The organism is Vibrio sp. Vb0598, from assembly GCF_033338935.1.
Lineage (GTDB): Bacteria > Pseudomonadota > Gammaproteobacteria > Enterobacterales > Vibrionaceae > Vibrio > Vibrio alginolyticus.
On the sequence record NZ_JAWOTP010000001.1, the window covers coordinates 379449 to 402317 of the forward strand.

The 22869-nt window shown below is 43.5% G+C and carries 18 protein-coding genes; 11 read left to right on the plus strand and 7 right to left on the minus strand.

The features are described 5' to 3' along the window. The first annotated feature begins 125 nt into the window (after positions 1–125). On the plus strand, positions 126–779 hold the full coding sequence (folE, locus tag R7Q38_RS01785; protein WP_005373478.1) for a GTP cyclohydrolase I FolE: 654 nt from the start codon (positions 126–128) through the stop codon (positions 777–779). A gap of 45 nt (positions 780–824) precedes the next feature. Here the strand turns inward: folE and R7Q38_RS01790 are convergent, their stop codons facing one another. After that, positions 825–1772 (minus strand): TDT family transporter, encoded by a 948-nt coding sequence (locus R7Q38_RS01790; RefSeq protein ID WP_017819907.1) that lies wholly within the window; start codon positions 1770–1772, stop codon positions 825–827. Positions 1773–2033: 261 nt separating this feature from the next. Further along, the gene (gene clcA, locus R7Q38_RS01795) at positions 2034–3437 is read right to left on the minus strand and encodes a H(+)/Cl(-) exchange transporter ClcA (protein WP_005373473.1); all 1404 of its coding nucleotides are present in this window, start codon (positions 3435–3437) and stop codon (positions 2034–2036) included. A 456-nt stretch (positions 3438–3893) separates the two neighbouring features. On the opposite strand from clcA, the gene R7Q38_RS01800 reads away from it, so the two are divergent. Further along, complete coding sequence (locus R7Q38_RS01800) at positions 3894–4508, plus strand: hypothetical protein (protein WP_239939142.1); 615 nt, start codon at positions 3894–3896, stop codon at positions 4506–4508. Here the strand turns inward: R7Q38_RS01800 and R7Q38_RS01805 are convergent. Next, complete coding sequence (locus tag R7Q38_RS01805; protein ID WP_005387686.1) at positions 4489–4902, minus strand: helix-turn-helix domain-containing protein; 414 nt, start codon at positions 4900–4902, stop codon at positions 4489–4491. The two genes, R7Q38_RS01800 and R7Q38_RS01805, sit on opposite strands and share 20 nt — an antisense overlap. A 95-nt stretch (positions 4903–4997) precedes the next feature. Between R7Q38_RS01805 and R7Q38_RS01810 the strand changes: the two genes are divergently transcribed. From R7Q38_RS01810 to R7Q38_RS01830, 5 genes are all read left to right on the plus strand, one after another. Further along, complete coding sequence (locus R7Q38_RS01810; protein ID WP_151515713.1) at positions 4998–5906, plus strand: aldo/keto reductase family oxidoreductase; 909 nt, start codon at positions 4998–5000, stop codon at positions 5904–5906. A gap of 367 nt (positions 5907–6273) precedes the next feature. Beyond that, a complete protein-coding gene (locus tag R7Q38_RS01815; RefSeq protein WP_005373466.1) occupies positions 6274–7278 on the plus strand; it encodes a response regulator in 1005 nt (334 codons plus the stop codon). Continuing rightward, a complete protein-coding gene (locus R7Q38_RS01820; protein WP_005373463.1) occupies positions 7278–7715 on the plus strand; it encodes a PAS domain-containing protein in 438 nt (145 codons plus the stop codon). Before R7Q38_RS01815 ends, R7Q38_RS01820 begins: the two co-directional genes overlap by 1 nt. 86 nt (positions 7716–7801) lie before the next feature. Beyond that, a complete protein-coding gene (locus tag R7Q38_RS01825) occupies positions 7802–9343 on the plus strand; it encodes an NAD(P)H-hydrate dehydratase (protein WP_161441179.1) in 1542 nt (513 codons plus the stop codon). A 435-nt stretch (positions 9344–9778) separates the two neighbouring features. Next, complete coding sequence (locus tag R7Q38_RS01830) at positions 9779–10822, plus strand: GMP reductase (protein WP_053304513.1); 1044 nt, start codon at positions 9779–9781, stop codon at positions 10820–10822. Between the two features lie 146 nt (positions 10823–10968). On the opposite strand, the gene R7Q38_RS01835 is transcribed toward R7Q38_RS01830, so the two are convergent. The 3 genes from R7Q38_RS01835 to R7Q38_RS01845 all read right to left on the minus strand — a co-directional run bounded on the left by R7Q38_RS01835 (position 10969) and on the right by R7Q38_RS01845 (position 14835). Continuing rightward, on the minus strand, positions 10969–12258 hold the full coding sequence (locus R7Q38_RS01835; protein WP_167416140.1) for a linear amide C-N hydrolase: 1290 nt from the start codon (positions 12256–12258) through the stop codon (positions 10969–10971). Between the two features lie 471 nt (positions 12259–12729). Further along, positions 12730–13056, minus strand: coding sequence for a hypothetical protein (locus R7Q38_RS01840; RefSeq protein ID WP_005373454.1), 327 nt, complete (start codon positions 13054–13056; stop codon positions 12730–12732). Positions 13057–13143: 87 nt separating this feature from the next. Continuing rightward, the gene (locus R7Q38_RS01845) at positions 13144–14835 is read right to left on the minus strand and encodes an FAD-binding oxidoreductase (RefSeq protein ID WP_213972687.1); all 1692 of its coding nucleotides are present in this window, start codon (positions 14833–14835) and stop codon (positions 13144–13146) included. Between the two features lie 283 nt (positions 14836–15118). Between R7Q38_RS01845 and R7Q38_RS01850 the strand changes: the two genes are divergently transcribed. Continuing rightward, the gene (locus R7Q38_RS01850) at positions 15119–15592 is read left to right on the plus strand and encodes a DUF1842 domain-containing protein (protein ID WP_005373450.1); all 474 of its coding nucleotides are present in this window, start codon (positions 15119–15121) and stop codon (positions 15590–15592) included. Between the two features lie 134 nt (positions 15593–15726). Here the strand turns inward: R7Q38_RS01850 and R7Q38_RS01855 are convergent, their stop codons facing one another. Further along, a complete protein-coding gene (locus tag R7Q38_RS01855) occupies positions 15727–18900 on the minus strand; it encodes an AAA family ATPase (protein ID WP_213972688.1) in 3174 nt (1057 codons plus the stop codon). Positions 18901–19768: 868 nt separating this feature from the next. Here R7Q38_RS01855 and R7Q38_RS01860 point away from each other — a divergent pair. The 3 genes from R7Q38_RS01860 to R7Q38_RS01870 all read left to right on the plus strand — a co-directional run bounded on the left by R7Q38_RS01860 (position 19769) and on the right by R7Q38_RS01870 (position 22783). Further along, a complete protein-coding gene (locus tag R7Q38_RS01860) occupies positions 19769–21067 on the plus strand; it encodes a hypothetical protein (RefSeq protein ID WP_176311467.1) in 1299 nt (432 codons plus the stop codon). A 7-nt stretch (positions 21068–21074) separates the two neighbouring features. Further along, entirely contained in the window at positions 21075–22022 is a 948-nt protein-coding gene (locus tag R7Q38_RS01865) for a formyltransferase family protein (RefSeq protein WP_238966389.1), read from the plus strand. Between the two features lie 146 nt (positions 22023–22168). Continuing rightward, positions 22169–22783 carry a phage tail protein gene (locus tag R7Q38_RS01870; protein ID WP_176311468.1) on the plus strand — a complete coding sequence of 205 codons (615 nt, stop codon included), beginning with the start codon at positions 22169–22171 and terminating at the stop codon, positions 22781–22783. The last annotated feature ends 86 nt before the right edge of the window (positions 22784–22869 follow it).

The window sequence follows — 22869 nt, forward strand, 5'->3', positions numbered from 1 at the left end:
CTCAGTACCTTCATCTGATGTGACTTGGTGTAAAGACACGAACTGAGCAACTCAAAGCGAAAAGTATGAATGCAATTTTGATTGGGTTTGTACGAAGGCTGAAGTAAAACAAAAGAGGAAGTGGAATGTCAGGTCTTAGCGAGTCAGCGAAGTTAGTAAAAGAAGCGCTAGAGCAACGCGGTTTGGAAACGCCAATGCGTCCAAACAACGTAAGTCGTGAAGAGAAGAAAGAGAAGATCGAGCACCACATGCGTGAGATCTTAGGTCTACTTCAACTTGACCTTACCGACGATAGCCTAGAAGAAACCCCTCACCGCATTGCTAAGATGTACGTTGACGAAATCTTCTCTGGTCTGGATTACTCCAACTTTCCTAAAATCACAGTGATTGAGAACAAGATGAACGTGAGCGAGATGGTTCGCGTGAAGGACATCACCGTAACCAGTACTTGTGAACACCACCTTGTGACCATTGATGGCAAGGCCGCTGTGGCTTACATTCCACGTGGAAAGATCATTGGCCTGTCAAAGATCAACCGTATCGTTCGCTTCTTTGCTCAGCGTCCACAAGTACAAGAGCGTATGACTCAGCAGATTCTTGTTGCACTTCAAACGCTGCTTGAGTCCGATGATGTGGCAGTGACGATTGACGCAACACACTACTGCGTGAAATCTCGCGGTGTGATGGATGCAACTAGCGAAACGACAACAACTGCATTGGGTGGCATCTTCAAGAGCAACCCAGCAACGCGTGCCGAATTTCTGCACGGTTTACGCTAGGTAACTAAGCAAGTTTCTAAGAGGATGGCAAACGCCATCCTTTTTTTATACTTGTTTAGAAAATGACTTCATGATTTCTGGCCAATACATTTTGACGTAACCTGCCGATACCCAAACAACCAATACAGTCGCGATACTGAGCTCTAGAAAACCAAAGTCGTGTAGCCAGTGCCAGTGAGGGTGCGATTCGGCAAAAAAAGAGGTTAAGCGATGCATTGCGATAGCGCTGATCACGGAAGGAAAGGTTACTGCCGCGATAGAAGGTTGAAACTTCAAGCGAAGTAAGCGGAAGTAACATAAGTAGATCAATAAAGTCATAGTGATGGCGATCCCGGCCAATGCGCCTGTCAGTATCGGATCAGGTAAGGGAAAGTTCACCAAGTATGCTGCTAATGACAAGTTTACCGGCGCGGCCATAATCGCGAGGGTCGGTCTTGCTCGCCTTGGTAGAGAGCCGAAAAACACCAAACGATACAACACGAGTGGCAGCATGAAGAAATAAATGCCGATGCACATCATCGCTAATGTTTCGGAGAATAAGTTGTGACCTAGTTGAGAACCGGCTAGTGAACTACTGATTAGCCCCACCGGATAAAGAAACCAACTCGGTACGATATTGGACATTTTGAAGTTCATTAGCTGAAAGCTAAAAAACAGCACCATCATAGTAAAATGCAGCAAAAGCGCCATAAACCAAAGTGGATAAGCGATGATAGGCGCTACAGCGGCAAGATAATCTGCAAGGATCAGTAACGCCATACTCATTGGTGCCATTAAACTACCACTCAGCGGGTGACGAATGTCGACCATGAATAATCGTGGATTAGCGGCATATTTTATGAGTACAGGGGCGAGTAAAAGTGCGCCGAGTGACGCCAAAAATGGGCGTATCGGTTCACCAATCTCAGGAACATAGAGTGCCCAAGCTTGCCCTAAACCTATCATACCTAGTGCCAACGCGGCTTGAGACGGCGGGACACTATAAAACTGCACAAGTCTTCTCCAGTTCAAATCTACTCCATTTGATTTTTGCCTGAATGAAACGAAACATGACGATTTGGATGAAATGCTCTATTTAAGTAGCAAATACTAACAAGTATGGAGAGGGGTTTCTCATGAAAGGTGGTGAGCAAATATCAGAGAATGATAATTTTGTGAGTTTGGTATCGAATATTTGGGAAAAGATGTAAAAATGCAGAGTTTATCGCTCCAAACCCTTCGATAGTCTGGAGCGAAGTGATAACAAAGAGAATGTTATGTTGATTGATTCTCCGGTAGATCCTGTTGGCGTAACTTTTCGTTTTTGATTGTGCGATGCAGCAGCTGGCTGTAAATAGGTTGTCCACCCAACAATTGAGCAATAATCACAGCGCCCAAACAAGTAATGATCAATGGCAGGATTAAGTAGTAGTTATTCGTCATTTCAATCACTAACAGAATACCTGTAATCGGTGCACGTACCGTTGCTGCAAACAGGGCACCCATGCCCGCAATCGCAAATACACCAGGCTCGATATCAAGCGCAGGGAGCAAGACATCAGCACTTGCTCCGAACGCATAACCAAATAAGGTTCCCAGAGCAAGCATAGGTGCAAAGATGCCTCCCGGCGCACCAGAACCAAAACAGAGCAGGGTTGTAATTACACGACCAAAGAAAAGCAAAACTAAAATAGATACCGAGTAGTTACCGTTAGTAATGTCAGGAATAAGGCCGATACCACCACCAGTTAGTTGGGGTACGTACAAAAGAAGCAAACCAAACACGCCTCCCAGTAGCGAACCCACAATCAAGTAGCGCTTACGATCGTTTTTGTGAATTGCGACAAAACTGTCTTGTGCCACGGTAATCAGTTTATTGAAGATCACGCCAAACACGCCAAACAATGCGCCAAGCAATAAAAACAGCCATAGGGTTTGAAGCTCTGGCGACTGGTATTGCGGCATAGTGATAACGGCGTCTTGCCCGTTGATGGCGCGAAACACTATGTTCGCCATAATGGCAGAAATGATCACTGCGCGAATTGAGATCAAAGAGTAGCGAAACTGAGGTCGCATTTCCTCCACAACGAACATAATGCCTGCGAGTGGGGCATTAAAAGCCGCAGCCAAACCGCCAGCAGCACCAGAAGCGAGCAGGGAGTGGCGGGTATCGTCATCCTTTACCCGGAATATATCGGTCACCATTCGACCAACAGCGCCCCCCATTTGAACGGTTGGGCCTTCACGACCCAGCACCATACCTGAGCCAAGTGCGCCCATGCCGCCGAAGAATTTTACTGGTAGAACTCGCCACCAGCGCACTGGACGAATATTATCCATTGCCCCTTCGATTTCAGGAATACCAGAACCTGCCGCTTCTGGCGCAAAGCGGTGCACAAGAAAATAGCCAATAAAAGCTAAAAGTGCGCTAATGAGAACCGCTGCCAGCCACAACGGTAGAACATTACCAATTTCGCTTCTTAACCATTCTGTTCGTGTTTCAGAAACGAAATGAACGGCAAGCTCGAAATACGTACCGACAAAACCAGCCAACGTACCCACAATGGCGGCCATAATGAGAACAGAAAATGGTGTTGACCCTCGAGAGACAAACTGGTTAATCGCATCTTTCGGTACGTGCGCCAACACAGATTTCACAATTCTCTCGCGTTTGGTCATTAAAAAGCTCTCCTGTTGCTGGGGGGAAGGGACGAAAGAAAGTATACGCTTCGCAGAGTCTAGACCTAATCAATAAAGATGCAATTTAGCTTTTCACTATTGAGTGTTCGAAGTGTCGCGATATTATTCATTCACTCAGATTGTGCTATTGCTCTCATAATTTAGGATAAAAAACTTGTTTTTTGAGAAAAATGAACCATGCTTTAAATGTAAAGCAACATGACTGCTTCAGAAGGAGGGATGTGAGGTTTTACACACAATTTGGATGGATTCAAACCCTACGGTAAGTCCTCGTTTTATGTTCGGGATGCATCAATAGACATCGCCGATTCGCACACTCACGATTGAGTAACGAGGTAGAGGCGCACGAACATGTGCGCCTTCTTAATTTCTGCGTTATAACTTTCATCGCCACCTGCCACTATTTTTCTCTTGAACATTTTCTTGCAGTTAGTAATGTCTTGGTTCGATGTCAACCGACTAGAGCAGTGCATGCGCTTTTATCTTCGACTCTTACTTTCTTTATGTTGTTGTTCGGTAACGTTTCCGGCACTTTCAACGCCGAGCTGGTGGCAAGACACGTTGTCAGCAATGCCATATTCCAATCTAAAAGAACGTATAGAAAAAAGTGGAAGCTGGTATGGTTGCGAAGTGCAGCTGCGAGACAACTCAACGTTTATCAGCGCATTTTGTTTGGATGATTTTTCGTACTACCAGCAGCACTTGTATGGTGAAGTGATTTTGAGAAGAGAAAGTGCTCAGTTCTCGTTTCTTACTGAATACGAGTGGCAGCGTCTGAATGACTTACTTCTCAACTTAAGAAAGGATGGGTTAGTTTTACGCAGAGTCACTATCGGAAAAGAGCAATATGATGTCGTTGAAGCTCTGGAAAAGAAATCTTCCGAGCTTGTCGATAAAGAAGTTATTTTGTTGATGAACCGCTATCCACAAGAAACGATTCGAAGTTTGCTTTGGGTAAAACCGGACGAGTTTCTTACGCCATCACCGTCCTTAAATGTGCACTTGCGCAGTGATGGCGAAATTATCGAGGTCAAAGTGACTCGTTTTTAGATTCTTTATGGAGAGATAGGAAGGTCGCCATTGCTGATTCATCCAAAAAACCATCCGATTTTTTGTGAGCGCGCAGGTATTGATATCCTGCAATTAGCTTGCGGTGTAGCTCTTCTGCATCGTCTGACAACGGCTGATTCATAACGTGTTGAAAGGCAAGTTTGTACGCATCCATATCCACGACTTCAGCACGGCGATATAAATAACCACATCCCGTTGCTAACCATTCGAGAGAGCAATTGGCGCGCATTGCAATTTGATTTGCTTTGGTTAGGCTAGGTTCACTGCCTTTAAGGTATTTGCGTATTAAAGCTTCAGACACATCGACGCGTCGAGCGAACCCGCTGATGCTTTCTTCTCCGATCAGGGTGGCTAGGCGTTGGGCAAAAGACATATTTCGTACTCCAGTTCGAATTGCGAAAGTTTACCCGTTGAGCCGGTACGAAAACAAGACTACGATGAATGCAGATCAATTGAAGGAGAAAACCCATGGTTGCAAAAGTAGTAACTGCACCAAAAGGCCCAGAGTTCTCAGAGCTGGTTCAAGGATATTGGCGTGCAGTTGAGTGGGGAATGACGGCTCAAGAGCGTTTGTCATTTCTTAAGCAACACATTGAGTTAGGCATTACGACGGTCGATCACGCCGACATCTACGGCAATTACGAGTGTGAGGCGTTGTTTGGTGAAGCGCTAGCTTTAGACAAGAGTGTTCGTGAGCAAATTCAGATCGTGACGAAATGCGACATCAATTTGTGTGGCGATAAAACGCCAGAGCGTAAGATCAATCACTACGACACGAGCTCAGCACATATCTACCAATCGGTGAATAACTCGCTAGAACGTTTGAATGTGGATGAAATCGACGTACTTTTAATTCATCGTCCTGACGTGTTAATGGATGCAGACGAGGTTGCAGAAGCATTTTCTGAGCTTCACAAAGTCGGCAAAGTGAAGCACTTTGGCGTGTCTAACTTCACTCCACGCCAGTTTGAACTGCTGCAATCTCGCTTAGGTAAGCCGTTGGTTACTAACCAAGTGGAAATCAACCCACTTAACTTTGAGGTTGCTCACGATGGAACGCTTGATCAAATGCAAATGTTCCGCACGCGACCAATGGCTTGGTCTTGCCTCGGTGGTGGTTCAATTTTTAGTGGTGACAGTGAGCAAGCTGTTCGTGTCCGTAACGAATTAGAAGCAATTCGTGAAGAAGTGGGCGCAGCGAGTATTGATCAAGTAATTTATGCCTGGGTACGTCGTTTGCCATCTAACCCTATTCCAATCATTGGCTCTGGTAAAATCGAGCGTGTGCAAACTGCAGTTAATGCATTGAACATCGAACTTACTCGAGAGCAATGGTATCGCGTATGGGTGGCTTCTAAAGGTCATGGTGTGCCATAGAATTGATATCTTATCGATGAAATTGTTATTAAAGGCATCCTCTAGCAGGGTGCCTTTTTAGTTTTAGCGCGTTACTGTTTACCCATTATGGAAATGGAAAGAATGAAATTCGAGCAAAAATGGGCTTTGGATGTTAGCTGCAACTTTTTGCTTACTTTGGGTGGAGGAGTTTTACCCATGTTTGTTTTATGTCACTAAACAGCGAATGTGATGCTTGCTTTTTAGTCATTTTGTTCACTCATTCATTCATATTGCGTATGCTTATTGAATAATAAAGAAATAAAAAACTCGTCAGTTTTCTCGTATTACATGCTGTAACAATCTGTTAGACTCCGGCGCAGATTGTGGAATATAAAAAGGTGATTGAATGTCTTTTCCCGTACTCATCTGTGATGATTCAGCGTTAGCACGCAAACAGATGGCGAGATCACTACCAGCCACATTGAATGCCGATATTACGTTTGCTATCCACGGAAAAAACGCGCTAGAAGAACTCGAAAAAAACGAGTTTAAATTGATGTTTCTTGATTTGACCATGCCAGAAATGGATGGCTTTGAAACACTAGAGCACATGCAACGGTTGGGGGATAAAACTCCGGTGGTTGTTGTGTCGGGGGATATCCAACCTAAAGCGAAAGAGCGCGTGTTCGCACTGGGTGCAAAAGCGTTTATTCAAAAACCGATCGCCAAAGATGAACTCAAGAAGGCGCTTAAAGAGTTGGTCGAGCCAGAACCTCGTCCTCAAATTATCACGCCTGTCTCTATTGAGTTACCGATTTTACGTCGTCGCGATATTTACATGGAAGTGGCTAACGTTTCAATTGGTCGAGCAGCCGATGCATTGGCGCGTCACTTTGATGTGTTTGTGCAACTACCTCTGCCGAACGTCAATATCTTTGAAGTGAGCGAACTTCACATGGCCCTACGCGACTTGGCGTCGCATGACAACGTATCGGGTGTTTGTCAGGGATTTTGTGGCGAAGGTATTGCTGGCGAAGCGCTAGTGATTTTGAGTGATTCAAGCGTATCTGATCTCAAAAAGTTGATGAAAGTACCAGCAGACAGCGAAGAGCTAGAAGAGCTTGAGCTGCTAATGGATATTTCTAATATTTTGGTGGGGTCGTTCTTAAATGGTTTAGGCGAGCAGTCTGAAGTCCGATTCTTCCAAAGTCCACCAGTACTCCTTGGTCAGCATATCTCAATTGACTCGATCATTGAATCTACAACTGGAGCATTCAGCCGCACGATGACATTCGAAGTGAGCTACAACATTGAAGGAACGTCGATTCGTTGTGACTTGTTGTTTATGTTTGTGGATGAATCCTTGCCGCTGCTTGATAACAAACTGTCTTATCTAATGGAGGAGTTCTAATGTTGAATATGCCAGCAGAGTTTGAACAATTCCATTGGATGGTGGATATGGTACAAAACGTTGACATGGGCTTAGTGGTCATTGATCGAGATTACAATGTACAGGTCTGGAATGGGTTTATGACTCATCACAGTGGTTTGCAGTCTCATGATGCGATAGGTCGTTCTATATTTGATATCTTCCCTGAAATCCCACAGGAGTGGTTTAAATTAAAAACAAAACCAGTGTATGACCTAGGCTGTCGCAGCTTCATCACATGGCGACAACGACCTTACTTATTCTGCTGTCGCAATGTTCGACCAGTTACGCAGCAAGCGGAGTTTATGTACCAGAATGTTACGTTGAACCCAATGCGCACACCGACTGGAAAAATCAACTCGTTGTTTTTGTCTATACAAGACGCGACGGCTGAAGCTCTGATGTCTCAGAATCAATAGCGATAAAAAACTTTCTCAAAAGCCAAGGTCCGCCTTGGCTTTTTTGTATACTTATAATTGTGTTTCCCAATGCGTAGAACGTGAATATGGACTTTAATCTCGCCCTAAAACTCTACACCGCAGAGCAAGTAAAAAACGGTGAAACGCTGGCTGCGCAAATGGCTGGTGTTTCTATGTATAGCTTAATGCAACGCGCTGGTATGGCCGTGTATGAGCGCTTTTTACATCTGTATCCTAAATCAAAAAATATCTTAGTGATTTGCGGTAAAGGGAATAACGGTGGCGATGGTTACGTATTTGCATCTCTTGCGAAACAAGCTCAACTCAATGTACATGTTTTCCAAATTGGTGATGTATCTGTGCTAAAAGGTGATGCTTTGCGCGCATACCAAGACTGGCAGTCAATCGACGGTGTTAACAATGATTGGGATGAATGGAATACCGCATTGCTAGAAGCAGATGTGATCATCGATGCCATGTTAGGCACTGGTTTAAGCGGTGAGGTTCGTTCGGAGTATCGTCGCTATATTGACCAAATTAATCAAATTCATACCCCTGTGATTGCAGTCGACGTTCCTTCTGGTCTGTGTGCTAATACAGGTGCAGTTTTAGGTGATGCTATTCGTGCCGAGCATACTGTAACCTTCATTGGGGTTAAGCAAGGCTTATGCACTGGACAAGCGAGAGATCGAGTTGGCGAGCTCTACTTTTGTGGTTTAGGCGTCAATACTAAGTTTGATACTATCGAAGTAGAAAGTGCATTAGGTATTGATCATCAGGTTGTTTCAAGATTAATGCCCAAGCCAAATCCAACGGTCCATAAAGGTGACAACGGGAAGTTGCTTTGTGTTGGTGGCAATCAAGGGATGTCTGGGGCGATTCGTTTATGTTCCTCCGCAGCGATTAGAGCCGGAGCGGGTTTAACTGCCGCAATTACTCACACGAGTAGCCTTATTCCACTGCAGGTTGGTTGCCCAGAAGTAATGAGCCAGAGCATCACCACTGACTTGCTCAGGGATACTGAGAACGACTTAACTAAACGCATACGCTGGGCTGACGTATTAGTGTTTGGTCCTGGCTTTGGAGATGATGAGTGGGCTTATCAAGCCTATCAATATCTGGCTCAAGAGCAGAAACCTAAAGTTGTTGATGCTGATGGCCTCAATATTCTAGCGATGCTGAGCCAGCGATGCGATGGCACTCTAGTGTGCGACAACCATCGAGTGATCACGCCGCATCCTGGAGAGGCAGCTCGACTACTAAATGTAACCATTCAACAAATAGAAAGTGACCGATACTCTGCTGCAAGACAACTGCAAGAGCGTTATGGCGGTGTAGTGGTTTTAAAAGGCGCGGGGACGCTTATTTACGATGGAACGAGAATGTACGTCTGTCTAGCGGGTAACGCCGGAATGGCGACGGGGGGAATGGGAGATGTGTTATCTGGAGTCATTGGTGCATTACTAGCCAAAGGTTTACCAATTTCTGTTGCCGCACGTTTAGGTGTGGTACTTCACAGTCATGCTGCTGATATAAACGTGAGTCAGAATGGTCAAATTGGTCTTTTGGCAAGTGATGTCGTTAGCACTCTTCGTACCGCTATCACCCAAGAGCTCTATCGAAATTAATTAGATTTCATGCATTGCTGAGAAAATTGGTCGATTTTTTTAGTACTTTTTTACGAATTAGCAGGGCATCTTAGTATTAGGTGATTGAGTTTTAGGCAGATTTGAGAGGTGATGCGTTTTAATTTTTAAGATATGACGCAAAGGTTTGCGCAATGGGTTAACTTAAGTGCTTTCTCAAGTTGTTGATAGTTATAAATAATAAGAGGTTTTGGTGACTTGGGGAGCGTTTTTGATATGCGATTTTCAAGATGGTATCACAAAAAAAATTCAAATATCAGACTTGTAGGAAATAAATCACAGCCTATAATGCTGAAAACCGGAGCGTCTGCCAACGCTCCGGTTTTTTTGTGTCCGAAGAACAGTGAACTCGTCTGCCAACGAAATCACTACGCACTCTGAAATGACACATATACATATGAATCAAGGAATTACACAATGCGTATCGAACAAGAACTTAAGTTAGGTTTTAAAGATGTACTGTTTCGCCCGAAACGTTCTACCCTTAAGAGCCGTTCTCAAGTAAATTTAACCCGCGATTTTACATTCAAGCATAGTGGTCGTCAATGGTCTGGTGTGCCAGTAATCGCAGCAAACATGGATTCGGTTGGTAGCTTTGCAATGGCTAAAGCGCTGGCTGAGCATGGTGTAATGACCGCTGTTCACAAACATTACACGGTAGAAGATTGGGCTGAGTTTTCTAAATCAGCAGATAAAGTAACCATGAATAACGTTATGGTGTCTACGGGAACATCTGACGCAGACTTCCAAAAAACCAAAGACATCATGGCACTTTCAGATGAATTTATTTTCATTTGTATCGACATTGCAAATGGTTACTCAGAGCATTTGGTCGAGTATGTTGAACGCGTGCGAGCAGAGTTCCCAGACAAGGTCATTTCTGCAGGCAACGTGGTTACTGGTGATATGTGTGAAGAGCTAATCCTAGCTGGTGCAGACATCGTTAAAGTGGGTATCGGCCCAGGCTCAGTTTGTACAACTCGTGTAAAAACGGGTGTTGGTTACCCGCAGCTTTCTGCAATCATCGAGTGTGGCGATGCAGCGCACGGCCTTGGTGGCATGATCGTCGGTGACGGTGGTTGTTCTTGTGCGGGTGACGTAGCGAAAGCATTCGGTGGTGGAGCGGATTTCGTAATGCTAGGCGGGATGCTAGCGGGTCACGAAGAGTCAGGCGGCGAAGTGATCGAGAAAGACGGCGAGAAGTTCATGAAATTCTATGGCATGTCGTCGAAGAGCGCGATGGATAAGCACTCAGGTGGTGTCGCTGGCTACCGTGCGGCCGAAGGTAAAACCGTATTATTGCCATACCGTGGTAGCGTTCACGGTACTATTCAAGACATCCTTGGAGGCGTTCGCTCAACTTGTACATACGTGGGTGCAGCAAAGCTTAAAGAGCTAACCAAGCGTACTACATTCATCCGCGTTCAAGAACAAGAGAACAACGTGTTCGGTAAAGAGTAAGTCGACTGAATGTAACAAGTGTAAAAGCAACCATACGTTATATCTATAGCAGATAAAACTATACTATATGCAGCTATGAGCCAGAGTGAGATTGATTTCTTACTCTGGCTTTTTGCTTCTCATTTGTTTGCGCTTCAAAATTAACTCTAAGCGATTTTAATAGTTGGTCGAGATTCGACTTGTTCAAACGGTAATGATGTTGTAACTGGCATGAGCTGTAAAACGCTTGAAATCTGACAGTCTCTATTTAACCCAATATAGTCTTTGACATTAGCGACTCGCCAAGTCATGTCTCCGTAAGTACGCAGATAGAACGCGGGTGATTGATGACTGTTATGTCTAATAACGCTCCATTGGGTAATATCACTAAAAAAGACTTCAGGGTTATCGGATGTCTCAAACTCATTCGCCATGATGCCCAAAGGTATATCAACGCGATTAAGTAGCTTTTGTCCGAGTGAGAAGGCTTCGTCGAAGTTAGTTGGTTGTTCGCTTAACTGCTTAATTGCATAGCTTTGTACAAATCGAGACGGCGGTGTTGGGTCGGCGGGTAGACCCATCAAGCCAGCGCCATTGATTGATTGAAGTGGGCCAGGCACTTGGATATGACGTTGCATGGTTGCTTCATTGTTCGGTTCTGGGTTGTAGTTGCGCAAATTAGAAAAATAAGAGAGGTGATTGACATGCCAATGGTAATTTGGGCAGTTAGTCATTACTCCAACGTAGGAGTGGTCCACAACCACTTTATAATCATCAAAGTCGTATTCGGTACATTGATAGCGTGCTTGCTGATTTTCCTCTTTGCTGAACATATCGCTTTCTTTGAATGCTCGATAGATATGCATATTACCGTTAAGAAACTCAATGACGGCACTGTCATTATTTGCATCGTGAATCACGAAATGCTGGTCCAAAGCCATGTTGTCACTCTCTGTTTCACCAGTTGAAATAGTCGAGTTAAACACGTAAACGGGGTGGGTGGTGAAGTAGGTCACCATCTCGTCCACAGTATTAAACGTAGACAAGATAAAAGTACCAAACAGGCCGCTGCCTAATGCAAAGGCATCATCAGGGATGTGAGAGGTCGATACATTTTGATTGAGAATGGGCAAGTACAGTGACCCAACAGAAAGGCCAGATTCATTAATGCCATCAGCTGTTAAAAGAGGGTTATTATACCGGGTAATGGCATTGCAGTGTATGAAGCTCAACTCTCCCTGCCAATTTGCTCGAAACTCACATTCTTTACTGTGACGTTTTGGCGGCTGACCATTGAAAACACGGTCGGCTTTTCCGTCGGAAGTAAAGGTCGTAATTTGGTAAGTTTGTTGGGCTCTAAACCAAATCTCGGTCTGAAGGTTAACTGCAAACTCCATGGTTCTAGCGGATAAGGTTTGGTTGTTGCAACCATAATTGATATTAACATCTGTACACATAGCCATGCTTTCCGTTGTTTATCTTGAATGATGAATATCCAAGAAACTCTCTGAATCAAATGCTTAGAGATTACGTGGATATAGAAGAATTACGCTTTAATAATGGTTTTAGCCATTGAGATAAGCGCATGCTATTAAGTTAAGCATTCAATCAAAAAACGTCAGTAGCAGTTTAGTATCAGTTGATAGAGTTAAAATAAAAAGTGATGTATTAAGTAAAACTCTTTGATCTTAGAAATTAATAATATATTTATTTTTTCAATCTTGGTTACTCTAGATTTAAAGTTTATTTTAAAAGTGATTTGTATTTATTCGATTATCTTGCAGTGGTGATATAAAGTGAGAACATAAAGTTAACAATTTCAGATTGTGATTGAAAATGGGGAGAGTCTTCAATCCAAATACCGAGAAATGAAACTGCCCGAGAAGTTGTGCAACTGTCTCGGGCGAAGTGATGAATCAGGTGAGCAGCTATAGAGTTTTCTCACAAGAACCGCTAAGTGGTGGAGATATTTTTAAATTATCATTAAAGATTTCTACAACGACGGGGCCTTTATTTTCATCTTTTGCATAGTATGCACAGGACTTGTCCCCAGTATAGGTTTTACCTGCCTTTTTGAAACTGTAATACCAGGAGTCATGGGTAGCGGCACCGGATTCAAAACTAGCAGATTCAGATTGTTCGCCAATATTCAAGTCGAAATGAACCTCCATTTCCGGAGAGTCTTTAAATCTCACATATCCGGTGATTTTATCGTTGGAGTTATTTTTAACGTAAAATGAACCCTTAGTTGTCATAATTTTTCCTCTTTTTTAATTTCTATACGTGATAGAACGGCCAAATGACGTTCTGTTAATATATGCTTTTTAAGATGCATATTGATGTTAAATGATGGTCTTATTAGTTCTAAGATGATTAAACTTATCCTTAGCGTATTTTTCTTTTATACCGATTAAGTCGCGGTAGCTTCGATCAAAATAAACGCTTGTCGGAATTGCCGGATCTTTAAAGCTGATGAAGGCACCATAGGTTCCCGGTATATCAGCTTCTCTGGCTTTATCAATCCAGTCCATGGCTCTGTTTACATCAACAAGTACTGGGTTATTTTGTAGTTCTAGTTTTTGCTTGATCTCTTCATTCCACCAGGTTTGGTATTGGACCGTATATTGACACTGGCGGTAGGGGAAAGATATGTCTTCAAGATCGTCTAAGTGATGATAAAAACCGCCAGTGATCGCCCCTAAGGTTACGTAACTAAATAGCCCTTGATCGCGGTTTTCTGGCTTTATCAAAGGTGAAGTTAAGCTTTGCAAAAGTGCAGTATAGCCCTCAGGTTTAAGACCTCGCTCTGACACCAATCGCGAAGTGATTTTGTGAGGTGCGGGGGCGTCATAATCTGGAGGGAAAGGAGAACCGCTTTGACACAAAGAATCGCGCCCCCATGTGCTCATCAGGGAGTGATCGTATTTCTTCCCGTCAAAGTCAGTGCCATGTGCTTCATAGACTTGAACTAAATCAGGGAAGCAAGCGCCAAATTGAACGGCTATAAATTGGTCAAGATCTTGCACTGTTCCTTCCCAGTAACCGTACATAGTGCAGTGATGGCTGATGGTTTCGAGATCACAGTGGTTAGATGATTCAGGCAGAGCATCAATTTGCAAGTTGGTGCCAAGAAGTTTAGGCGTATCTAGGCTTTTTATAGCCTGCTCCCAATTTTTTAGCACATCTATGGTAGGGTGCGTTGGTATTGGCTGAAGCATACCGTTGATTTTTTTGTAAAGGTTCCACTGAAGTTCGAAGCGGTGGATCTCTTTGGGTAAAGGGAATGTTTTTACGCGTAGCTCGGTAACAATGCCGTAACTCATGCCTCCGCCGCCTCTTAGTGCCCAAAATAGGTGGGGGTTGGACTCTGCTGAGACTTCTGTGATCGTACCATCACCCAATACCACGGTTGCACTCACTAGGTGCTCACAACACATGCCGTATTTTCGCGTCCAAGGGCCCCATCCTCCGCCTTGAATATAGCCAGTCAACCCAACTGTGGCACAGGTTCCATGCGCAATCATTCGATCATGCTCTGCAAGTTTTGGTGTCAGTTGATAGAAGCGATAGCCAGCACCAATGGTGGCAATATTTTCACACAATTGGAAGGTCTTAATTCTGCTCACGTCAATCAAAATGACGTTGTCACCACTGCATTCACCTGCGTGATCATGCCCTCCTGAGCGAACACGAATCGGGAGACTGAATCGAGTTGCTGTTAGATAGGCTTGCTGAACTTCTTGCGTACTTTCGCACATGACAATGACAAAGGGTTGGTGTTGATAGCGAGTATTGAAGATGAGTGACTCGACTTGATATTGGTTCAAACCAGGAACCGGTGAAACCGTGTTTTCAAGAGGTGTCAGTAGTCGCTCTTTAGGAAAACCGCATTTATCCATTTTCTGAATAAACAGTTTGGCATTATTGATTGAGATTGAGTACGCGTTAAGCACAGCGAGGCGTTGTATTTGAGGGTTAGGGTGCTGTTCTACCACTTGGTTTTCTTTAGTTCCCTGCATCCATTCATGTTCCATTATTTTTTCCATTTGGCTTATGTATTGAATAGTTGTTCAAATATTAAACCAAATGCATACATTCACCATATCAGTTTGGTATCAGTTGTTCTGTACAAATCGCCAAAAGCATCAGCGAGAGAGCAACAATATCTGGTTGATGAAAAGAACGATCGGCATCTGCGTGACCGTGGATAATTTATGTAGTCAAGTAGATCTGAGCCTAAATTGATACTGAACCAGAATGACGTGTTATCTACATTGAATGGGTCACTAACGACAATAAATTCAGTTGGAGAACACAATGAAAATGGACTCAAAAGAATCACAAGCAATTTTTACTGCTCATTATCAAATTGGTAACGGCTTACCTGGAGGAGTGAGCTTCGATGTTAATCTACTCGTGGCCAGCGAAGACAAATCAATAGTGGGTAAAGGACATATCTTTCAGGCCGTTAACCCACCGTTAAATGTGGTGTCTGATCTCAATGGTAGTTTCAACTATCAATGCACGATGCGTGATTGTCATATCATGGTGACGTTGCAGGGCTACCAGCCTTATCTAGGCATTGCTCCTTTAGGAGCTGATCTTCATAACGTAACGCTCAACCTCCTACTTAATGATGATTGGAAGTCAGGCGTGGCATTCTATCGATATAAAAATAGTTCAGGTAAATGGATTGAAGCAGCAAATCAACGCGTTACTCTACTTTTGCCTGAGCATGTTCCTAGCATCGAGAACTTTAAGGTGGAGCAAAATGATCTTGCGCCAGCATAAATCTCATCAGCGATGACACTGTGCCAAAACACAGATATTCGATGGTTTCGAATATCTGTGTTTGACGAGGTAAATCGAGTAAACACGATGACTTGACGGTGCAATTAATCGACTTTCTTCGTTTATTGAATATTTCATGGTTGAGTAGATGTGGAGAGCCAATGGTCGAGCTCATCAACACTTATTTGAGCCTGATTCAGTTGATGCTTACGCGCGGCCTGATTGAAGTTTAACAACTCAGAGACGGAGCTGGACTGGTCGAGTAAGGCAAGCATCAGATTCGCTTGTTCAATATAAAAATCACCCCATGGATGCGGATCTTCTTGGGTGAAGTTAGACAGCTTATCGCGATATTTTCGAAGTAGCGTAGGCTGCTTATACTGCCACGCTACTTGGATTCCTTGTTGGTAAAAGCGTAAATAGTTATGACCAACACAGGTAGATTCTAGCCAAGCCTCACCAGTGCGCAAAGCGGAGAGGGCCGTTGATTCATCGCCACAAATAAGTGCCTTGGTAGATACGAGCCAAGGACCAATAAAATTGTGTAGCTTATTGATATGAACAAGATCTAGAGCCGTGTCGATGTCCGAAAGGGCTTTCTCCTCTTTTCCCTGATACCAGTGCAATCTTGCACTGGACTCCAAAAGAAAAGCGACAAATCGATGAGCATTAAGCTGTTTTGAAAGTTGTAGAGCGGTCGAGATTTCGTTTTCAGCTTGCACCAAGACATTACGGTCGAGAAAGATCCATGCAGCCGTAAGCCTAGAAACAATTTCTGCTCGGCGGTTTGCCGTGAGATAGGCAAGATTCGAGGCATGCTGAGCCTGTTTTAGTGCTTCGTCAGATTGCAGTTGATAGATCATCACTGTTGCCAGCATGTAGCGATTGGCAGTTTCAATCGAAAGCAACTGATGCTCTTCACACAGTTGCAAACACTCGGTTAAGTGCTCGTATGAGCGAGCCATTTTTCCTTGTGCGTAGGCACAATCACCGAGGCCGCCAAGCGATTTTGCTTTCGCGCGAAAACAGTTTGCTCGTTGACTGTAATCTAATGCAAGTAAATGTTCTTTCTCACATTCGTCTAGCTGCCCAGTGGGGAACAGCATATTACCTCTCATCGAGTGAATTTCACACAAAGATTTATTTAACGTCAGCTTTTCGCACAGGGCTTGGGCTTGGTCTAAAATCGACATCGCTTGTACAAAGTTGTCGGTTAAACGGTAGGGGTTAATGAGGTCTAAATAGTATTGAACACGTTCAGAATCATTTTCTGTGTGATGAATCGCTTGCTCAAGAACCTCAATACTCTCTTTGATGCGTCCCATCGAATACAGGCAGTTTCCTTTCATATTTAGTGCATACGCCATCTGTGCTTTAGGTGACTCTTTAATAGCGTATTCAATAAGAGTCAGTGCTTTTTCAAATTGATAATTGCTCAGGTAATGTTTGGCGGTCTGGTCAAGAACAGTAAATATACCTTCGCCCTTGGCATGATTGATATGGACTGCATATAAGAACCGATCTCGGTTCTCATACCATTTTGCGCAGGCCATGTGTATTTTTGAACACTGTGACTTGTCTATTTGACGGAAAACAGCATTACAAATCAAATCATGATGGAAAAGGTATTGATCGCCATTGAGTTTTACTAAGCCAGCGTCGACTAACTTATCTGGTACGTAGCCGGGAATTCGAGTGATTTCACGCAGTTGCTCCAGTTGAAAGTACTGCCCCAACACAGATGCAGTACAGAGTGCTTGGCGATCTTGGGCTGGAAGTTGAGCTAATTGTATCGAAACTAAATGTTCCAATGACTCCGGAACGTCTTTATCAAACTGAGAACAAAGTAGTGTTTGGCGTAAGTATAGAGGATGGCCTTTCGCAAGCTTTATACAGTCATTGATATGTTTATTCTGTTGGCATGTGATTGAGCAAGCTAACTCGTAAGACTCTTCAGATGATAACTCCCTAAGTTCGATTAGATTCACGTTGGCAAACCAAGATTGTTTGGAACTAAGTCGTTTTTGCTGCCTAAACGTCAGAAAGAGTAAAATATTGGTGTTTGTAATATAAGGTAGCAGTGTCTCAAGAAATGCCAACATTACCTCGTCGGCCCAATGGACATCTTCAACAATAATCAAATGCGGTTTGCTGCTCTGCCGTTGTTGAATTAAGAAAGGGATAGATTGCTCTATCGTTTGTTTCAGCGTTTGGAACTCCATTAAGTTCAGCAGCTGTTTTTCTGATTCGTTGAGTGTTACCCCCATTAACCAATAAAGGCAGAGATGGAAAGAAGAGGGAATTGATGACTCGACAGTCTGCTGACGAATAGAATCATCGGTATCTTCACGAGTAAATGAACAAATTGCCCGAGTGAATATATTTTGAGGGGACAAGAGATCAGCACTGCCATGATTCAGGATTTGAATCTCTGTGGTTAAACACGAAGAACGACTCAAAGACGAAATGACCTGGTTGAGTAGGCTGGTCTTTCCTATCCCTGCGGTACCAGTAATACAATACGTTTGGCCTGCTTCTTGTTTTTGCCATCGCTTGATTCCGCTATTCAATGTTTCTAGTTCAAGTTTACGCCCTACGAAACAGTCAGTATGGTTTTGGTGTAAGGATACAAAATGCCAGTTGTTGAAGTCTGGCTCTCCTGTTAGAAAAGGTTTTATTGGTCTGGCACAATTGGACGAGATAAAGCAAGGACAAGCAGCTATTTCTCCCCAAGGGATTTTAACTAGGATTTCATTGATTGGGGTTATCGCATTCGGATGTTCCGATAGCTCAGTGATTCGATGCATGTATTTCACATTGATAAAAGACCGAATCGAAGCCGAAAGAGCAACCTTTAATTGAAGGGCTAGTTGTCGAATTCGCTCAAAAATATATTCGTCCGATTCCTGTAAAGACCAAGTAAGAACAAACGTTCGGTTTTGTATTATGGGTGTAGTGTTTTGGCTGAGAAGTAAGGTTTGCAGAGCCTTTGCGGTCAAATCACACTTTGCTTCGATTGCAAAAATAAAAAAATATGGTGGTGATGAAGATACATTTGTAAATAATGGTTCTGAGGCCCGATCTATTAAAAGGTCCTCTACGGGGACAGAAAAGTATTCCGCGAGATTGGATGCGGTACGATACAGCACATTCGCCCCAGACTCTGCTCGCTTTATAGAAGCAATAGATACGACAAAACCCTGTTGAAAGCATTCTTCCGCCAGTTTTTCTTGGCTCAGTCCTAATTTCTTTCTCAGTTCTTTGAGTCGTAATACGTTGAGTGGAATTCTTCCATCCCTATTTGCCATATTTCACTCCGTTGTAACGTATAGCTTTTCCCAGTAAACCTGAATCGATTGGATATGTTGAGTGAATAAATTTATCTTATTTCACCACATATATAATACTAGTAGTTAAAATGTTATATACGAAAATGAAATGGGCATTTTAATCTTCAAGCCACCTTAATTCATTGTTATATTGGTGGTGTTTTTTTATTAATAATTTTGATATTTATTTTTGTGAGTTCATGTTTTTCTTAATAAGTTTTTTGAAATATCTTTAAACTTATATCTTTTAAAAGATTGCACACCTTAAACTTATATTGGACTTCATTAAACTTTAAAAATTAAATTCTTTAATTTTAGAGATATAAATTGACAATCTTATTTTTAGTGTTTTTTTTGATCTCTATTCTGGCTAACTGATTTTTTCTAGTCTATAAATCAAATATCGGCAATTTCAAAATAACTGCCGAAAAAATTATTTTAATTTCAATATTATAAATAGTTGGCTTTATACTATGGATATTGGCTTTTTCTGCCTGTTAAAAGGCTTTCATATTACACCACACTTGAGTGCCGCGCTTACCTCTATTAAGGAGACTGCGTGGCTGCCATATGTCAAACGATCTTGCCATCGAGGGGATTGGCAAGCGCTTGCTTTAGAAGAATCACATCGAAAGGCCTATTACCCTAACTATTTACTACTCTCTGAATTTACAGGATTAGAACTGTTTTTATCTCAATTTTTCTGCCCAATTTTGTCAGTACGGTTTATGAAGTTAGAGCCGGGAGCTGAGATATTGTAACGCGGACCTCTGGCATATGTTTTTCTCAAGTACAGGTGTGTTACATCATTAACTACTGCTACAGCGGCAAGTGAGGTTCATGAATTATGCAAAAAGGCTCATCTATAGAATTCTACCAGCAACGTCCTCAATCTCGTGAGACGGTCGGTGTTGAAGAAGTGCAGCAACAAACTCAACAGTTTGGTTTTGCTGAACCCGAAATGGATGAGCTGCTTAAGTACTCATTACGGACTCAACTTGAGGCTATGCTCCAAAACCAACTCAGCACGGCTGAACGCCAACGGCAACTGAAAGAGAGTTTCGCTGCGGCAGTTGAGCTCGTATTGAAGGAGACGAAAGTTGAGCACCGAACACTGGTGCAAGCCTTTCAGAGCATGTATGACAACGCTTGCCAATCTCTTTCTCTGGCTAAACTCACTCAAGAGGAACTGACCCGACAGTACATTTCCACGTCTGGGCTGGTGATGTCCCCACTTAACTGTAAACACACCATCAAAGATGTGTACCGAATTAAAGGCTTTGCGTGTGGTATAAACAAAGCTATCCAACATATGCTTGCCAACAAGTCACAGGTTAAAGTGCTTTATCCAGCTTGCGGCCCCTTTGCACCATTGCTGCTGCCTTTACTTGCTCACTACAAACAAAGTGATCGAATTAGCGCAGAGCAGCTTCAGGTGACACTAGTAGATATTCACCCCGGAGCCATTAAAGCACTCAATCAATTGATCGCGGATCTCGATATCGCAGACTACATTGAAGCCTTAGTGGAAGAAGATGCTACCCAATTTTCGCCAACTCAAACGTTTGATCTCCTGATACTTGAAGCGATGCAGCATGGCTTTAGTCGGGAAGGGTTCCTCAGCATCGCGAAACATTTGGTTCAATATTTACATATTCAAGGCGAAATGATCCCCAATCAGGTATCTGTGCGCGCCATGATGGTCATCGGGGAGACGGAATTTAATCAACAATGGGAAAAAGCAGAGTATGCACATTCCAACCATTGCCAGCCGGAAGCGATCGATGATCGAATTGATCTGGGAGAAATTCTTAACGTCAATAAAGCCATGTTGCTCAGAAGCGAGATTTTTGAGCTAGATGGTGGAATAAAAATGCTGCAAGGCAACACCATTGAGCTGCCGAAAGATGTGCCAGATATGGCAAAACGTATCCTCGCCATTTACAGCCATATCGATACTTACGGAGATGCGATGGTCGGACAATACGACTCTGGTATTACCCATCCTAAACCCGACATGACTTTTTATGTGGATGCCAAGCCCAAAGCCGTTGAACACCATTACTTTGAAGCGAAGGGAGGCGATAAGGTCTGTTTCTATTATCAGTTAACCGGATTGCCAGGTTTTGTCGCCACCCATGGATGATTTCGATATGCAGCAAAAATACGTCGTTTTTACAGGAAGTTGTTACGCCTTGCCCATCATTCAGTTGTTGGCACAACAACATAAATTGGCGGGCGTGGTAGTACCGGAAGGAGAACTAAATCCAGACTTACAGCAGCTACAGAGCTATCTGAGCGCTCAATCGATTCATATTGCTCAGTATACCGCCAATGACAGCAGTGCTTTGATAGCGCAACTCGATGCTTGGCGAGTCACGGATGGCGTCATCTATTTGTTCAGGCACATAGTTCATTCCTCGCTGTGTCAGTTTTTCAACGGAAACTTGTACAACATTCATCCGGGAAAGCTGCCCGAGTATCGAGGCCCGATGCCTCTCTATTGGCAATTAAGAGACGGTTTAGACACCTTTAGCCTCACCCTGCATCGTCTTGAGGCATCGGCTGATTCCGGCGCTATAGGAATGGAGTTAGAGGTACCATTTCACCCGTTTGAGACCTTAACCAGTGCTCAGAAAAAAGCGTCACAAATGACGGCTAAGCTGATGTATGACTTCCTCATCGCGCAACAAAAGCAAGGGCTGGTTTGGCGTGAACAAGTATCAAACCCCAACGAAGTGGCACGAGCAGTAAACCAACATGATCTGCACATTCGTTGGAACGTGCAAACGAGTCGCGAAATCGTCAACTTAGTGCGAGCAGGCAATCATGACTTCGGTGGTGCGATGTTGAGCTTGCCAAGTGGTGTCGCCAATGTTTTGCAAGCAAGCGCAATGGAGACTTCTTTAGTCGGTGTTGAGGCGGGGAGCATTCTCGAGATCAGCCCACAACATGGGTTACAAGTGAAAACGTTAGATAGCGCCATATCAATAGATGTTATTGCTACACCGCAAGGCGTGTTTTCGGGTTATCGCTATGCGCAAATGGCTGGGCTAGATGCTGGGATGTCATTGCTCCAGCACGCTTCAACTTGTGAGTAAATAAATATCTCAATACGGTGCTTTGCGGCAGTGATGAAGCCCGTAACGGTATTTAGTAATGCGAGATTGGAAAGTTTTAACCAACCACACCAATTTCGTTATGAGCTAGTTTTAACTTAAGTGTATACGTTGAAAGGAAGAACAGTATGGCTACAGAACCGTATCTTGGGGCACTAACCGCATTTGGTGGCAATTTTGCAATTAGAAATTGGGCAATGTGCTCGGGGCAAATGCAGGCAATTGAAGATAATCCAGCGCTCTTCTCTCTAGTTAGCACTCTATACGGAGGTGACGCCCGAACTACCTTTGGTTTACCTGATTTGCGTGGCCGCAGTCCAGTTGGTGTAGGCACACGACCTGGGGGGATGGATTATCATCAGGGAGAAAGATTGGGTACTGAACTGGTAACTATTGATATAACTCAAATGCCAGCACACTTACATACGGCAATTTTTACCCCTCTTGGCACTTCTGCACCTGTAACAGGCAGGATGCAGGTTGCTACCAATGCTGCAAATACACAGGTACCCGATAGTAATTCGTATATAGCGCAAAACTCTACCCCCGGGTTCTATAAACCGACGTTTCAGCAACCAGATTTGACCGAGATCGAAGGCTTAAGTGTGTCTGGTAGTGGCTCGGGCGGAGGTACTGTAACTGTGACTGAAACAGGCGGTTCAATGCCACTTAATATTTTGAGCCCGGTATTGCCGATTAATTGGTTAATTGCCACTGCGGGAGTATACCCACCGCACAGCTAATCAACCAAGAAAGAATTGGCTGAATCTTTAGCTAATCCTTTCCTATAAAAAAATTAAATATTTAAGTTGATTATGATAACCCGGCC

What these genes read in the sequence shown, in the direction of transcription:
- folE (WP_005373478.1), top strand. Translation starts at nt 126, where the DNA reads ATGTCAGGTCTTAGCGAGTCAGCGAAGTTAGTAAAAGAAGCGCTAGAG.
- R7Q38_RS01800 (WP_239939142.1), top strand. Translation starts at nt 3,894, where the DNA reads ATGTCTTGGTTCGATGTCAACCGACTAGAGCAGTGCATGCGCTTTTAT.
- R7Q38_RS01830 (WP_053304513.1), top strand. Translation starts at nt 9,779, where the DNA reads ATGCGTATCGAACAAGAACTTAAGTTAGGTTTTAAAGATGTACTGTTT.
- R7Q38_RS01860 (WP_176311467.1), top strand. Translation starts at nt 19,769, where the DNA reads ATGCAAAAAGGCTCATCTATAGAATTCTACCAGCAACGTCCTCAATCT.
- R7Q38_RS01835 (WP_167416140.1), bottom strand. Translation starts at nt 12,258, where the DNA reads ATGTGTACAGATGTTAATATCAATTATGGTTGCAACAACCAAACCTTA.
- R7Q38_RS01850 (WP_005373450.1), top strand. Translation starts at nt 15,119, where the DNA reads ATGAAAATGGACTCAAAAGAATCACAAGCAATTTTTACTGCTCATTAT.
- R7Q38_RS01810 (WP_151515713.1), top strand. Translation starts at nt 4,998, where the DNA reads ATGGTTGCAAAAGTAGTAACTGCACCAAAAGGCCCAGAGTTCTCAGAG.
- clcA (WP_005373473.1), bottom strand. Translation starts at nt 3,437, where the DNA reads ATGACCAAACGCGAGAGAATTGTGAAATCTGTGTTGGCGCACGTACCG.
- R7Q38_RS01865 (WP_238966389.1), top strand. Translation starts at nt 21,075, where the DNA reads ATGCAGCAAAAATACGTCGTTTTTACAGGAAGTTGTTACGCCTTGCCC.
- R7Q38_RS01855 (WP_213972688.1), bottom strand. Translation starts at nt 18,900, where the DNA reads ATGGCAAATAGGGATGGAAGAATTCCACTCAACGTATTACGACTCAAA.
- R7Q38_RS01845 (WP_213972687.1), bottom strand. Translation starts at nt 14,835, where the DNA reads ATGGAACATGAATGGATGCAGGGAACTAAAGAAAACCAAGTGGTAGAA.
- R7Q38_RS01870 (WP_176311468.1), top strand. Translation starts at nt 22,169, where the DNA reads ATGGCTACAGAACCGTATCTTGGGGCACTAACCGCATTTGGTGGCAAT.
- R7Q38_RS01805 (WP_005387686.1), bottom strand. Translation starts at nt 4,902, where the DNA reads ATGTCTTTTGCCCAACGCCTAGCCACCCTGATCGGAGAAGAAAGCATC.
- R7Q38_RS01825 (WP_161441179.1), top strand. Translation starts at nt 7,802, where the DNA reads ATGGACTTTAATCTCGCCCTAAAACTCTACACCGCAGAGCAAGTAAAA.
- R7Q38_RS01840 (WP_005373454.1), bottom strand. Translation starts at nt 13,056, where the DNA reads ATGACAACTAAGGGTTCATTTTACGTTAAAAATAACTCCAACGATAAA.
- R7Q38_RS01820 (WP_005373463.1), top strand. Translation starts at nt 7,278, where the DNA reads ATGTTGAATATGCCAGCAGAGTTTGAACAATTCCATTGGATGGTGGAT.
- R7Q38_RS01815 (WP_005373466.1), top strand. Translation starts at nt 6,274, where the DNA reads ATGTCTTTTCCCGTACTCATCTGTGATGATTCAGCGTTAGCACGCAAA.